The organism is Variovorax sp. PAMC28562, assembly GCF_014303735.1.
Taxonomy (GTDB): domain Bacteria; phylum Pseudomonadota; class Gammaproteobacteria; order Burkholderiales; family Burkholderiaceae_C; genus Variovorax.
This window is the reverse complement of sequence record NZ_CP060296.1, coordinates 3,093,391-3,106,972: the sequence shown is the minus strand read 5'-3', so window position 1 is coordinate 3,106,972 and position 13,582 is coordinate 3,093,391. Positions and strand designations below refer to the sequence as shown.

Annotated in this window: 15 protein-coding genes and 1 pseudogene; 4 read left to right on the top strand and 12 right to left on the bottom strand. The window is 65.3% G+C overall.

Annotated features, from left to right (window positions below; genetic code table 11):
- Positions 1-8: 8 nt before the first annotated feature.
- From H7F36_RS14620 to H7F36_RS14590, 7 genes are read right to left on the bottom strand one after another with little or no spacing between them, the layout of a single operon-like run.
- Complete coding sequence (locus H7F36_RS14620; RefSeq protein WP_187051509.1) at positions 9-773, bottom strand: alpha/beta fold hydrolase; 765 nt, start codon at positions 771-773, stop codon at positions 9-11.
- Complete coding sequence (locus tag H7F36_RS14615) at positions 770-1,204, bottom strand: carboxymuconolactone decarboxylase family protein (RefSeq protein ID WP_187051508.1); 435 nt, start codon at positions 1,202-1,204, stop codon at positions 770-772. Before H7F36_RS14615 ends, H7F36_RS14620 begins: the two co-directional genes overlap by 4 nt.
- Positions 1,201-2,412: a 3-carboxy-cis,cis-muconate cycloisomerase gene (gene pcaB, locus H7F36_RS14610; protein ID WP_187051507.1), complete on the bottom strand. Its 1,212-nt coding sequence runs from the start codon at positions 2,410-2,412 to the stop codon at positions 1,201-1,203. Before pcaB ends, H7F36_RS14615 begins: the two co-directional genes overlap by 4 nt.
- Before the next feature lies 1 nt (position 2,413).
- Positions 2,414-3,247: a shikimate dehydrogenase family protein gene (locus tag H7F36_RS14605; protein WP_187051506.1), complete on the bottom strand. Its 834-nt coding sequence runs from the start codon at positions 3,245-3,247 to the stop codon at positions 2,414-2,416.
- A 28-nt stretch (positions 3,248-3,275) separates the two neighbouring features.
- A complete protein-coding gene (locus H7F36_RS14600) occupies positions 3,276-4,820 on the bottom strand; it encodes a carboxylesterase/lipase family protein (RefSeq protein ID WP_187051505.1) in 1,545 nt (514 codons plus the stop codon).
- Positions 4,820-6,172 (bottom strand): MFS transporter, encoded by a 1,353-nt coding sequence (locus H7F36_RS14595; protein ID WP_187051504.1) that lies wholly within the window; start codon positions 6,170-6,172, stop codon positions 4,820-4,822. Before H7F36_RS14595 ends, H7F36_RS14600 begins: the two co-directional genes overlap by 1 nt.
- 40 nt (positions 6,173-6,212) lie before the next feature.
- Complete coding sequence (locus H7F36_RS14590; protein ID WP_187051503.1) at positions 6,213-7,121, bottom strand: shikimate dehydrogenase family protein; 909 nt, start codon at positions 7,119-7,121, stop codon at positions 6,213-6,215.
- 171 nt (positions 7,122-7,292) lie between these two features.
- On the opposite strand from H7F36_RS14590, the gene H7F36_RS14585 reads away from it, so the two are divergent.
- Together H7F36_RS14585 and H7F36_RS14580 are read left to right on the top strand one after the other, a co-directional pair.
- Positions 7,293-8,078, top strand: a complete 786-nt coding sequence (locus H7F36_RS14585; RefSeq protein WP_187051502.1) for an IclR family transcriptional regulator C-terminal domain-containing protein — start codon at positions 7,293-7,295, stop codon at positions 8,076-8,078.
- Positions 8,079-8,136: 58 nt separating this feature from the next.
- Positions 8,137-9,063: a carbohydrate kinase family protein gene (locus H7F36_RS14580; protein ID WP_187051501.1), complete on the top strand. Its 927-nt coding sequence runs from the start codon at positions 8,137-8,139 to the stop codon at positions 9,061-9,063.
- A gap of 14 nt (positions 9,064-9,077) precedes the next feature.
- On the opposite strand, the gene H7F36_RS14575 is transcribed toward H7F36_RS14580, so the two are convergent.
- Together H7F36_RS14575 and aroC are read right to left on the bottom strand one after the other, a co-directional pair.
- Positions 9,078-9,377, bottom strand: a complete 300-nt coding sequence (locus tag H7F36_RS14575) for a DUF4148 domain-containing protein (protein ID WP_187051500.1) — start codon at positions 9,375-9,377, stop codon at positions 9,078-9,080.
- Between the two features lie 88 nt (positions 9,378-9,465).
- Complete coding sequence (gene aroC / locus H7F36_RS14570) at positions 9,466-10,620, bottom strand: chorismate synthase (RefSeq protein WP_187051499.1); 1,155 nt, start codon at positions 10,618-10,620, stop codon at positions 9,466-9,468.
- Between the two features lie 102 nt (positions 10,621-10,722).
- Between aroC and H7F36_RS14565 the strand changes: the two genes are divergently transcribed.
- Both H7F36_RS14565 and H7F36_RS22250 read left to right on the top strand, forming a co-directional pair.
- Positions 10,723-11,145, top strand: coding sequence for a cupin domain-containing protein (locus H7F36_RS14565; RefSeq protein ID WP_187051498.1), 423 nt, complete (start codon positions 10,723-10,725; stop codon positions 11,143-11,145).
- A pseudogene (locus H7F36_RS22250) lies at positions 11,138-11,282 on the top strand (ArsR family transcriptional regulator); the annotation flags it as partial. The gene H7F36_RS14565 and the pseudogene H7F36_RS22250, both read left to right, overlap by 8 nt.
- 316 nt (positions 11,283-11,598) lie before the next feature.
- Here H7F36_RS22250 and H7F36_RS14560 read toward each other — a convergent pair.
- The 3 genes from H7F36_RS14560 to cydB all read right to left on the bottom strand — a co-directional run bounded on the left by H7F36_RS14560 (position 11,599) and on the right by cydB (position 13,580).
- Positions 11,599-11,994, bottom strand: coding sequence for a hypothetical protein (locus H7F36_RS14560; RefSeq protein ID WP_187051497.1), 396 nt, complete (start codon positions 11,992-11,994; stop codon positions 11,599-11,601).
- 262 nt (positions 11,995-12,256) lie between these two features.
- A complete protein-coding gene (gene cydX / locus H7F36_RS14555) occupies positions 12,257-12,406 on the bottom strand; it encodes a cytochrome bd-I oxidase subunit CydX (protein ID WP_187051496.1) in 150 nt (49 codons plus the stop codon).
- 19 nt (positions 12,407-12,425) lie between these two features.
- On the bottom strand, positions 12,426-13,580 hold the full coding sequence (gene cydB, locus H7F36_RS14550) for a cytochrome d ubiquinol oxidase subunit II (RefSeq protein WP_187051495.1): 1,155 nt from the start codon (positions 13,578-13,580) through the stop codon (positions 12,426-12,428).
- Between the last annotated feature and the right edge of the window lie 2 nt (positions 13,581-13,582).

The following is a 13,582-nucleotide window of genomic DNA, read 5'->3' as shown; positions in this document are numbered from 1 at the left end:
CGTTCCTTTCAGAGACTGCGCCAGAAGTCGATCAGCAACTGCGTGAACTCGACCGGGCGCTCCACTGCGCTCAGGTGCGCCGCGTCGATGGTCGCCAGCCGCGCGCCGGGGATGGCCGCCACCATAGCTTCCGACATCGCCATCGGCGTGGCCTCGTCCTGCAGGCCGCTGATGACCAGCGTCGGCACGGCGATGCGTCGGTTGCTCTCGCGAAAGTCGATGGCCGCGACCGCCTTGCAGCTTGCGATGTACGCCTGCTGCTCGTTGCGCAGCAGCAGGTCTTTCAGCGACTGTGCGGCGGCCGTGCCGTCCTTGGTACTGGTGTAGCCGGGCGTGAGCCAGCGCGAGACAGCGCCCGGCGCGATGGCTGCGATGCCGCCGGTTCGCACGGTTTCCTCACGGGCTGTCCATGAGGCTTGGTCGGGGTAATGAGCCGCCGAGTTGGCGATCACGACCGTCTTCAGCAATTCCGGGTGCCGCACTGCCAGCGCTTGCGCCGTCATGCCGCCCATCGAGAGCCCGACGAAGTGCACGGGCTCACCGTCGGCCTCGCGCGCGATGAGGTCGGCCGCGTCTTGCGCCAGTATTTCGATGCGCAAGTCGCCAGGCACGATTTCCGATGCGCCGTGGTTGCGGTGGTCGTAGCGCAACACGGTGTGGGCGCGAGACAGCAACGCGGCCACGCCGTCCCACATGTGCAGGTCGCAGCCGAGCGCATGGCTCAGCACGACGATCGGGCCTTCGCCTTCGCGCAGGACGTTGAGACGGGTCATGGTGTTCCTGGTGGTTTCGGTGTCACTGGTGTGCCTGCGGGCAGCAGCCCCTTCTCGCGCAGGATGCCCGCTGCGATGCCGAAGGCATGGTTGGCGACCGGCACGCCGCAGTAGATGGCGGCCATCATGATCACTTCCTTGATGTCGTCGGGTGTCAAGCGCGACTCGGGCGGGCCATCGAGCGCGGCGCGCACGTGCATCGCGAACTCTTCGTACGCATGGATGCCCAGCATCATCGACAGCACCATGTAGCGGCGCGTCTTGTCGCCCAGCGCCGGCCGACCCCAGATGTCGTTCCACGCATGGCGCGTGATGAGCTCCTGGAACTCGGCGTTGAAGTCGTTGCGATTGGCCAGCGACTTGTCGACCCATGCATCGCCCAGCACGCGGCGGCGGTTGACGAGCCCGGACTCGTAGGTGTCATCGGTCATGGCGAAATTTCCTTGCTTGAGAGTCGGGCCTTGAGCGCATCGACTTCGGCCAGCGCGATGTCACCGGCGTTGGCGGCCAGCTCGACCGAGAACCATTCGTCCGCTGCGTCTTGCGGCAGCTCGGCACGCAGCCGCTCGATGTTGGCGCGCATGCGTGCGGCATCGACCTGCAGGCCCGGCAAGGCACTCGCCATCGCTCGCACGCTGCCGTGCGCCGACATCAGCAATTGCGGCCATTCGGCGAGCTCGGCCTGCCAGGCGCCGAGCGCACGCTCGTGTTCTTGCGGCATGGCAGCCAACAACGCGGCCACCCGCTGCGGCGTGCGGTGCGCGGCCGCGATGGCGACCATCGAGGCCACCGGATTGCGCTTGTGCGGCATGGCCGACGAGCCGCCGCGGCCGGGCTCGCTCGGCTCGGCGACCTCGCCCACTTCGTACTGGCCCAGCAGCGCGATGTCGCCGGCGATCTTGCCGAGGCTGCCGGTCATCAACGCCAGCTCGCAGCCAAGGGCGACCCACTCGTCGCGCTGCGTGTGCCAAGTTGCGCCGGGATCGCCGAGCGCCAGGTCGGTCGCCATGCGCCGGCGCACCGCCGTGCCCTGCCGGCGCATCTGCGCCAGCGTGCCGACCGCACCCCCCAGCTGCACCTGCAGCGCGCGCTTTGCGGCGCTGCGCAGTCGCAGGCGGCTGCGCACCAGCGGCGCCGCCCAGCCCGCGCACTTGAAGCCGAAGCTGGTGACAGACGCCGGCTGCATCAGCGTGCGCGCCAGCATCGGCGTGGTCGCATGCAACGTGGCGAGCTTGAGCAGCGCATCGGCCGCCTTCGCCAGATCGGCTTCGACCAATGCCACCGCCTCGCGCGTGACCAGCGACATCGCCGTATCGATCACATCCTGGCTGGTGCTGCCGAAATGCACGAACGGCGCGGCGTCCTTGTTGAACAGGCCGACGGCCTCGCGCAGGGTCTTGACCAGCGGGATGGCGACGCTGCCGGCACGGCCACTCTCGCGCACGATCTTGGCGACGTCGAACAGCTCCACCTTGCAGCTGCCGACGATGGTCTGCGCCGCCGCTTCGGGGATCAGACCCTCTGCTGCCTGCGCTCGCGCCAGCGCGGCCTCGAAGCGCAGCATCGCGCTGACGAAATTGGTGTCGCTGAACGCCGCCAGCGTTTCGGATGTGGAAAGAAAACCTTCGAAGATGCTCATGTCAGTAGCGTAACTGCGCCACGGCGCGCAGGTCGTCCGGCGACGCGGTGCCAAAACCGAAGAACTCGAGGTACGCCGGGATCATCTCGAACAGCATGTCGGTGCCGACCTGCACCGCGCAGCCCTTGTCCCTGGCGGCCTGCAGCAGCGGCGTGTACTCGGACTTCATCACGACCTCGCCGACGAAGGTGCCCGGCGCGATGCGGTCGATGTCGAACGGCAACGGGTCGCCGTCTTTCATGCCGAGCGGCGTCGCGTTGACCACGACGTCGAAGCCGGCCGGGTCTTTGGAGCCAGTGGTAACGACCATCTTGGGGTAGTGCTCGCGCAGCCGCGCAGCCAGCGCGTTGGCCGATGCATCGCTCATGTCGAACAACGCCAGCTCGGCCGCCCCCGCTGCAGCGATCGACGCAGCAATGGCCGAGCCGACACCGCCCGTACCCGACACCAGCACACGCGTCCCCTTGAAAAGCCGGCCCTTGCGCTCGACGCCGCGCACGAAGCCGGCGCCATCGAACTGGTCGCCGAGCAGCGTGCCATCGGGTCGCTTCAGGACGGCGTTGCAGGCGCCTGCGATGCGCGCTGTCGGCGTGACCTCGTCCATCAACGCGACTGTCGAAACCTTGTGCGGCATGGTCACCAGCGCACCGCGTATGTTGCTGAACTTGAAGATCGACGCGAGCGATGCAGCGTAGTCGTCGGGCTTGACGCCCATCGGCACGACCACCGCATCGATGCCCTGCTGGTCGAACCAGGGGTTGTAGATCATCGGCGCCTTGAAGGCTTCGGTCGGGAAGCCCAGGTGGGCGATGAGCGTGGTCTTGCCGGAAATCATGGTGACGATCTGAAGAGGTCGGTGCAGGTCAGCGCAAGAAAGAAAGATGGGCTTTGCGCGGGATGTCGATGGGCACGGGCTCAGCCTTGATTTCGAGCACCGTGGGCTTCGTAAATTGACTCGCACCCGATGGATCGAACTGCGGCCAATGCGTCAGGCCTTGGTCGTCTCCTTCATGGTTAGGGTTGCCGCTCTTCGCGAAGTTGGTCCACCAGCCCTGCATCGACGCGGTGATGCGGTCGTCGTCCGCGCCCCAATCGCGATCGAGCACGCGCGTGGTGCCGAAGATGTACGGGTACTCGGAGCTGTGGAACACGCCGAGCTTCGCGGCCGGTTCTGCACCGCCGGACTCGCGATAGCGCTGGCCTTTTTTGAACGGCTGCAGCTGCGCAAAGTGATAGACCCAAGTGGCCGCGACCGCTGCCTGCGCATTTGCCGCCGCGACCACGCCACCGGCGAAGAGCCCGTCACCGAAGAGCGCGCGGCTCGATGTCACCGCCTCGGCATCGCTGCCCGCGGGATACAAGCGCTCCGCCTCTGCGGCACGGTCGCCGAAGCGCTTCAGCAGGTGCGTCTTGAACGACGCAGCCGATGACGCAGCAGGGAATGTCGAGCCTTCGTCGCGCGTCCAGCCGGTCAGGAACGGCACGCGCTGCTGCTCACCCGCCGCAAAGCTTTCGGCCAGCGGCTTCTGCAGGAACTTGCCGTCGACGATCGGCATGAAGCGGTGCGCTTGCGCGAGGTAGCGCTGCATCAAATCGTCTGCGCTGAGCGCGCGCAACGACGCGACGGCCTCGGCATCGGCACCACCTGCGAACTCGACGCCTTGCGCCTCGCCGGTCGCCAGGCTCGGCGTCGCGTTGAGGCCGAAGCTCTGCGCGATCGCGTGCCTGAAGAGGCGGTGCGCTTCGGGCGCCGCCATCAACGCGATCACGCCATGCGCACCAGCCGACTGGCCGAACACGGTCACGCGCGCCGGGTCGCCGCCAAGCGCGGCGATGTTGCGCTGCACCCAGCGCAATGCCGCGGCCATGTCGAGCAGACCGTAGTTGCCCGATGCACCGCCGGCCTCGGCACTCAAGGCTGGATGCGCCATGAAGCCGAAGGGCCCGAGCCGGTAGTTGAAGGTGACCAGCACCACGCCCTGCTTTGCCAGGTCACCGCGCACGAACACGGGGTTGGAAGCCGCGCCTTGCTGGAAGGCACCGCCATGAATCCATACCATGACAGGCAGCGCTTCACCGCCACGATCCGCCGGTTCGTTCGGCGTCCACACGTTGAGGTAGAGACAGTCTTCGCTCATCGGCTGCACGCCGGAATACTCGGCGTAGACCGAATCCGGCGCGCGGCCCGGCTGCGTGCATTGTGGCGAGAACTTGTCGGCACGGCGCACGCCGTCCCAAGCGGCGACCGGTGCCGGTGGGCGCCAGCGCAGGTCGCCGACAGGTGCCGCCGCGAAGGGAATGCCGCGCCATGCACACAGGCCCGTTGCTTCGTCACGCACGCCTTCGACGAGGCCGCTGTCGATGCGCACCGGAGCGAGCGCGACGACCTTCGACGCCACTTCCGACATCACGCACCAACCTTGTTCTTCTTCTTGCCGAGCTCATGCATCGGCACCTTGTACGTTTCCGGCGCGGTAAAAATCGAGATCGCCGCGATGACCGATGCTGCGCTCACGAGCCCCGCCACCGGCATCCAGCCATTGATGCCTTCGCCCATGATGGCCGCGCTGATGGTCGGCGCAAAACCTCCGAGCGCAAAGCCGATCTGCGTGCCGATGGCCATGCCCGACAGCCGAACGCGCGTGTCGAACATCTCGCCGTAGAGCGAGGGCCATACGGCGTTGGCGGCGCTGTAGACGATGCCCGAGGTGAGCAGGCCGAACACGAAGATCAGCATCAGGTCGCCGCGGCTGATGGCCCACAACGTCGGCCAGATCAGCACCGCGCAACCCAGCGCGCCGAAGATGAAGATCGGGCGGCGGCCGACCTTGTCGGACAGCATCGCCCACAACGGAATCGCGGCCAGCGCAACGATGTTGGCGCAGACCAGCAGCGTCAGCATGGTGGTGCGCGGGATGTGCACCGTGTTGACCGCGTACGAGAGCACGAAGATGCCGAAGATGGTGCTCGTCACCGACACCAGCGCACCAAAGACGACGCGCAGCACGGCCGGCGTGTGGTCGCGGAACAGCACGGCGGCCGGTAGTTCGACGGTGGCGTTCGCGTTGGCCTCCTCCTTGAAAGCCGGTGTTTCAGGCAGCGTGCGGCGCACCCAGAAACCGACCGCGACCACGATCGCGCTCAGAAAGAACGGGATGCGCCAGCCCCATGAAAGCAACTGCTCCTCAGGCAGCGACGCGATCGGCAAGAAGACGAGGGTCGCGAGGATGAAGCCCATCTGCGTTCCGCTTAATGTGAAGCTTGTGAAGAAGGCACGCCGATGGGCCGGGGCATGCTCCAGCGTCATCGAGTTGGCACCGGCCTGCTCGCCTGCGGCCGACAGTCCCTGCAGCAGACGCAGCACCACCAACATGATCGGTGCGGCGATGCCGACCTGGTTGTAGGTGGGCAGCAGCCCGATCAAAAATGTCGAGATCCCCATCAGCAGCAGCGTGAATGTGAGCACCTTCTTGCGACCGAACTTGTCGCCGATGTGGCCCATGAAAAACGCGCCGATCGGCCGCGTGACATAGCCGACGCCGAAGGTCGCAAAGGCGGCGACCGTGGCCAGCTTGGGATCGATCGTCGGAAAGAAGATCTTGCCGAACACGAGCGCTGCCGCGGTTCCGTAGATGAAGAAGTCGTAGTACTCGACCGCACTGCCGATCCAGCTTGCAAAGGCGGCTTTTCTGGGCGTCTTGACGCCCTCCGGTTCTCCCGTGTTGTCGAACGTTCGCACGTCATTCATTGCGATGGCCATGGTTTTGTCTCTATGGTTGGAAAAAGTGGTTTGGCGTGATTCACCGATATCGCAGCGGGTTCTCGATCTCGTCGGCCATGGCCGCGGGATAGATCAGTTCACGCAAGAAGTCGGCGTCGTCGCGCAGCGCTTCGGCGGCCTTCGCGTAGCCGAAGTAGGCGAGGTAGTGCGGCATCTGCTGCACCAGCATTTCGAAGCCGGCTTGCGCATGCAAGCCACGCGCCCGCGCAGCGCGCACCAGAGGCGTCGGCTGGCCGCGCAGCAGGATGTCGAACACCGCTGCGTGGTTGTCCATCCGCGCTACATCGAACGGCAACGCATCGCCTTCGTTCAACCCGAGCGGTGTCGCGTTGATGACCAGGTCATAGCCGGCCGGGTCGTTGCTGTCGACCGCAACCACCGTCGCATCGAAGAACGAATCGAGCTTGACTGCGACCCCGGCCGCCTTGCCCGCCACGACGTCGTGCAGCGCGATGTGCTCGGCGCCGTTGACCGTGCCGCCCTCGGCCAAAGCGACACCGATGGCCGCTGCGCTCACACCGGCGCCCAGGATGAGCACGCGCTTGCCGCGGAACGGAATCTTGTAGTGGTCGAGCGCGCCGATCAGGCCCTCGCCATCGAACAGGTCGCCTTCGAGCTCATCGCTGTCGGTGCGACGGACCACGTTGACCGAACCGGCCACGCGCCCGAACAGACCGCAGCCATCGAGCAGGTCGACCACCAGCGGCTTGTGCGGCGGAGCGATCACCATGCCGCGCACGTTGCGCGCCAGAAACGCCGACTTGAAGAACACCGCGAAATCGCGCCGCGGCACCTGCATCGGCATCAGCACCGCGTCGATGTCGAAGCGCTCGAACACCGCATTGAACATCCGCGGCAGGCGCACGTTGCGGACCGGATCGCCCGGGATCAGGTAAGCCTGGGTGCTGCCATGAATGGTGGAGGTCATGAATGTCTCTGCGCGTTATTCGATCGCCCGTCTTGTGAGGCGTGCGCGGACTTTATCGACAGGGCTGCTGGCAGTACATTCCGATCTGGTTCAAACGGTCGATCAGCGAACGAATGAGAACGTTAATCGCGCAAATTCAGGGTTTCTCCCACCACTGCAAGGACAAGAGAGATGGCCAAAGACGTCACCACGGCGCCCGCCGGGCTGGAAAAGCGCGACTGGATCGCGGGGCTCGAGCGCGGTGTCAGCATCATCGAGGCCTTCGACGATGCCAACCCGCGGCTCACTGCCAGTCAGGCCGGGCAGCGCACCGGCATGACGCGCACCGCAGCACGGCGCTACCTGCTGACCTTGCAGCACATGGGCTACGTCGCCAGCGACGACAAGCTCTTCTGGCTGACGCCGCGCGTGCTCCGGCTCGGTCAGTCGTACCTCGAATCGGCACGGCTGCCGCGCATCGTTCAACCCTTTTTGCAGCGCGTCGCAGCCGGCACGCACGAGATCGCATACCTGAGCGTGATGGACGGCGACGAGGTGGTCTATATCGCGCGCAACGGCCCCAACCGCAGCATGAGCACCGGCTACGTGCTCGGCGCGCGCGTGCCGGCGCAGGTGACCGCCGCGGGCATGCTGATGCTGGCGCTGCGCAGCGACGCCGACATGGCGACCTGGCTGGCACAGCACGAGCTCAAGGTCTTCACTTCGCACACCATCGCGAGCAAGGAGCGAATGAAGCTCGAGCTGGCGCGCATCCGTGCGAAGGGTTGGGCGATATCGGAACAACAGCTCGACCTCAACTCGCGCGGCATCGCGGTGCCTCTGCGCGACCGGCACGGCGAACTGGTCGGCGCGCTCAACATCACGATGCCAATGGGCCACGAGGGCTCAGACGAAGCGGTGGCGCGCGTGCTGCCGGTGCTGCGCGAAACGGCACAGGCAATGCGCAGTCTGATTTGAAGTATTGGCGCCGGGCCGACCCGATTTCTATACTGGCGACCCACTTAAAGGAGATTGAATGTTCGTGGTCTGCGGCGAAGCCCTGATGGATGTGTATGCGGGCGAATCGACGCCGACCGGGTTGAGCTTCGATGCACGCATCGGCGGCTCGCCCTTCAACGTGGCGGTCGGGCTGGCGCGCCTGGGCAGGCCAGTCGCATTGCTCACCGGCTTGTCGACCGACAGTGCCGGCGAGCGCCTGCTTACAGCGCTGCAAGACGAGCAGGTCGACACCTCGTTGCTGCTCAGAAGCGATGCACCGAGCACGCTGAGCGTGATCAGCCTCGATGCGCACGGCGTACCGCGCTATGCGTTTCATGGCACCGGCGCGGCCGATCGGCAAATCACTTTTGACACCCTGCCCGCCTTGCCGCCCACCACGCGCGCGCTGCAGTTCGGCTCTTACGCGTTGGTGGTCGAGCCGGTCGGCTCTGCGTTGCTGGCATTGGCCGCGCGCGAGCACACGCAACGGCTCATCGCCTACGACCCGAACGTGCGCCTCAACGTCGAGCCCGATCTGTCACGCTGGCGCGCGCTGGTCGAGCAGATGGTGGCGCAGTCGCACTTCGTGAAAGTGAGCGACGAGGACCTGGGACTGCTCTACCCCGGTGAAACGCCCGAGCAAGTGGCTGCGCGCTGGCTTGCGGTCGGCGTGTCGCTGGTGACGGTGACGCGCGGCGGGCATGGCGCGAGTTCGTGGACGCAAAGCGTGCAGGTCGACGTGCCTTCGTTACCGGTCAAAGTGGTGGACACCGTGGGTGCCGGTGACACTTTTCAAGCAGCGCTGCTGACCTGGCTCGACGAGCGGGATAAGCTGAGTGCGACCGCGATGGCGTCGCTCGACAGGCAGGCACTCGAAGCGATGCTGAAGTTCGCCTCGAAGGCGTCGTCGATCACCTGCTCGCGCCGCGGTGCGGACATGCCGCGCCGCAACGAGCTGGACTGATCGCCAAGCGTCTTTCAGCGAACGCGCGTCTGAACCGTCAGGTCGCCGTCGCCGTAGGTCTGTGCGCCGGCTGACGTGATCGACCGTGCGCCTGCACGCACTGCCGTGCGATCGGCCATGCCGGTACGCGCGATGGTGCCAGTGCCGCCATTGGTGATGGGCACCGCGCCGTATGCCTGGGCCTGCACGTCGGCGCGCGACATCGTCGACACGAACGGCTGCGGCGGCAGCGGGTTCTGTTCACCCTGAAAGGCCTGGGCGCCGAGGGCGGCAAAACCGGTGATTGCTGCAACTGCGATGAGCTTGATGTTCATGATGAAACTCCGTGACGGGAAGATTGGAGGCGGCCGGAATAGACCACCTGCAATTCTTTACGGATGAATCACCGCCGCAGATTCATTTCTACAGAAAAGAAGATTGCGGGCCTTCGGCCTCGTCCGAAGTACCGCCCTCGCTACCGACCGTGCCGAAGGGGCGCGAGCGACGTCCCGAGTTACCGGTGTCGCCGTTCTGCGCGCGATTTCGCAGTGCATGTTCCATCACCACCAGCGCCAGCATCGCCTCGGCAATGGGCGTGGCACGAATGCCGACGCACGGGTCGTGGCGGCCCTTGGTCACCACCTCGACCGGCTGGTTGTTGATGTCGACCGACTGCCGCGGGCTGATGATCGAACTCGTCGGCTTGATCGCGATGCTCACTTCGAGGTCTTGCCCCGAGGTGATGCCGCCCAAGGTGCCGCCCGAGTTGTTGGTGGCAAAGCCCTGCGGCGTGATCGAGTCGCCGTGCATGGTGCCGCGTTGCGTCACGCTGGCAAAGCCGGCACCGATCTCCACGCCCTTGACCGCGTTGATGCCCATCATGGCGTAGGCGATGTCGGAGTCCATCTTGTCGAACAGCGGCTCGCCCAGGCCGACCGGCACCCTGCTCGCCGTCACGCGGATGCGCGCGCCGCAGGAGTCGCCGGCCTTGCGCAACGCATCCATGTACGCCTCGAGATCGCTCACATCGGCCTTCGGCGCGAAGAACGGGTTGTTGGGCACGTGCTCCCAGCCTTCGAACGGGATCACGATGCCGCCGATCTGGGCCATGCAGCCGCGAAACACCGTGCCGTACTTTTCGTAGAGCCACTTCTTGGCGACGGCACCGGCCGCGACCATCGGAGCCGTCAGTCGGGCCGACGAGCGCCCGCCGCCGCGCGGGTCGCGAATGCCGTACTTCTTCCAGTAGGTGAAGTCGGCATGGCCGGGTCGGAACTGCTGCGCGATCTCGCTGTAATCCTTGCTACGCTGGTTGGTGTTCTGGATGAGCAAAGCGATCGGCGTGCCGGTGGTCTTGCCTTCGTACACGCCGCTCAAGATCTGCACAGCGTCGGGCTCGTTGCGCTGCGTGACGTGGCGGCTGGTGCCGGGGCGGCGGCGGTCGAGGTCGCCCTGGATATCGGCCTCGGTCAGCGCCATGCCTGGCGGGCAGCCGTCGATGACGCATCCGATCGCGGGGCCGTGGGATTCACCGAAATTGGTGACTGCGAAAAGGGTGCCGAAGGTGTTGCCGCTCATGGTCGCGGATTATCGACGGAGCGGGAATGCTTTATGCATGCTGCGCTGCAGCAACCCCACCCCTGCCAATCCCACCTCTGTATTCACGCAAAGGAGCGCTTCATGCTGGACCGTACCGCCACTAAGTTTTCGCACGTCAAACCCGGCGACACCGATTTCAAGCCCGGCGGCCTGCGCGACTTCTTCCTGTACCGCGACCTGGGCGTGGCCGAAGCCACCAACGGCGCCGTCATCGCGCACCTCGTCAAGGCGAACATGCCCCCGGAAGAGGGCACGGGATGGCACCGACATGAGGCGGATTTCCAGATCGTCATCATGACCAAGGGCTGGGCAAAATTCATGTACGAGGACAAGGAAACACTGGTCGAGGCCGGCGACGTGGTGCACCAGCGCCCCGGCATCCGGCATTTCTTGTTCGACTACTCACCGGACATGGAATACCTGGAAATCGTGTCGCCGGCGGACTTCAAGAGCGTGGATGTCGAGGCTGCGGCTGAGGTGCCGGCGCCTACGCCCTGGAAATAAGCGCGATCTTTATCGAGCCACCGTCGGACGCCTGGGAGATGTTTCGCGTGTTGGCCGAAGAGCGCCGACGACGCGAGATCGAACCTATGTTGTCAATGCCACGCAATGCGCTGCTCGAAACCCAGACCGGCGATGCCTAGCGTCACGCGCAAGAGCTTTTGTGCGAGATGCACGACCTCAACGACCAAGGAGCGTCTGATCGGCGAGGCAAGGACAACAAGAAGGAGGTTTGAGAAGCGCAGGTGCGAGGCTCAGGCCGGCGCGGTGCACTACTTCGCTCATGTCCCCCGGCTTCGCCTCCTCCTTTACTTCGCTGCGCAGTACACCCCACCGGCCTGAGCCATCCAAGGGCCGTGGTTGATCGGGGTGCGCGACCGTCAGCTTCGGGCCTGAAGCGGCTGTACGCCTCGCTCCATAGCGGCCGTTGGAGCGGCGGTGCCGGTCCCCGGCTGGTTACTTCCACCAGGATTTCTTGTTGTCAGACATCCAAGAAGGGGTAGCAGCGTTGGTACCCGTTACCACATTGGAAAGGGGGTCGGGCTGCTCCTCTTCGGCGGCTTTGGACTTGGTCCACAGGACCGAGGGATACGAGAACGGGTACTTGGCTACGAACTTCTTGCCAAGCCACCATGCGAACAGGGATGGCCACAGCCAGATGCCGGCAGCAGTGCCTGCGCCTTCGTATAGCCCCATGGTCCAGTGAGTCGCGAAGTGGATTGGCGCCGCCGGCAGGGAGATGAACAGGAACAAGTAAGCGCCATTGAAGAACCGACCCTTCGCAGCGAACTTGTTTAGGAGGGCGGCAACGCCGATGAATAGGCAGAGGATGAACGTGGGGATGAGAGTCATGGGGTCATCGAGAGTGTCTGGTTGTGGCCCGAAAGCGGCCAACTGAAGAATGCCACACGTTGCAATGCAAAAGACACGATCATCCCGCCAAGCCTCCTCAACAAACCCGTGCTCGCGCCGTCGAACGGCACAGACACTTCCAAGGCCGAGGGCGGTGGGTGACCCCTGCAGCGAAGTAAAGGAGGAGGCCGAAGGCCGGGGGACATGAGCGGAAGGGGCCGCCCTCGGCCCCGCCCCGGGACACCCACCGCCCTCGGCGGCCCTAAAGCCGTTCCTGATTGTGCGAATGCTCCGGCGTATCGAGCTTTTCGCGACGAATCGCGTCGTCGTCCATCAGCTCGTACCACATGGCATTGAGCACGGCAAAGGCGGCCGCCAGGGGCAGTCCGAGGATCCAGGAGAAGTACCACATCGTTTGTTCCTCGCTCGGGTCAGTAGGCGTGGCCGGTCTCTTGGCGGATCGCGACTTCGTCGACCTTGCCCCAGAGCACGTGATAGACCCAGGTCGTGTACGCCACGATGATGGGAATGAAGATGCAGGTCACGACCAGCATGATGAAAAGCGTCATGTGGCTCGACGACGAATCCCACACCGTGAGGCTGGCGCGCGGGTCGATCGAGGACGGCAGGATGAACGGGAACATCGATGCGCCGACGCTGGCGATGATGCCGGCGATGGCGAGCGCGGCGGTCAGCAGCGCAAGCGCCGGTCGGCGCAACGCGAGGCCGGCCAAAGCCCCTGCCGCACCGATGAAGCCGGCCAGCGGCGCGAGCATCGTCCACGGATGCGCGGTGTAGTTGACGAGCCATGCCGCCGCGTGCAACTCCGCCGTCTTCAGCATCGGGTTCGATGGTCCGACCGTATCGATCACGCTGGTGATGCGGTAGCCACCGATGAACGATGCCAGCAGGATGCCGGCCAGCGCATAGAGCGCGATGGTCGCCAGCGCCGCCACCATGCCGTAGAGGCGCGCACGCTCCGCCACAGCGCCCGAGGTCTTGAGCGTGAGCCACGCAGCACCGTGCGTCACGAGCATCGCCACCGACACCAGCCCGCACAACAGCGCGAACGGATTCAGCAGGCCGAAGAAGGTGCCGTCGTACAGGATGTGCATGTCGTCGGAGAAGCGGAACGGCACGCCTTGCAGCACATTGCCGATTGCCACGCCGAAGATCAGCGCAGGCACGGCACCGCTGAAGAACAGCACCCAGTCCCAGCGCGCACGCCACGCCGGCTCTTCGCGCTTGCTGCGAAATTTGAAAGCCACCGGCCGCAGGATCAGCGCCGAAAGAATCACGAACATCGCCAGGTAGAAGCCCGAGAACGACACCGCGTAGAGCTGCGGCCAAGCCGCGAAAATCGCGCCCCCGCCGAGGATCAACCACACCTGGTTGCCTTCCCACACGGGGCCGACGCTGTTGATGACGACGCGGCGCTCCAGGTCGTTGCGCCCGACAAACGGCAGCAGCATGCCGGTGCCGAGGTCGAAGCCGTCGGTCACCGCGAAGCCGATCAGCAGCACGCCGATCAGTGCCCACCAGATCAGGCGCAGCGTGTCGTAGTCGATGAGTTGGGTGAGGGTCATTA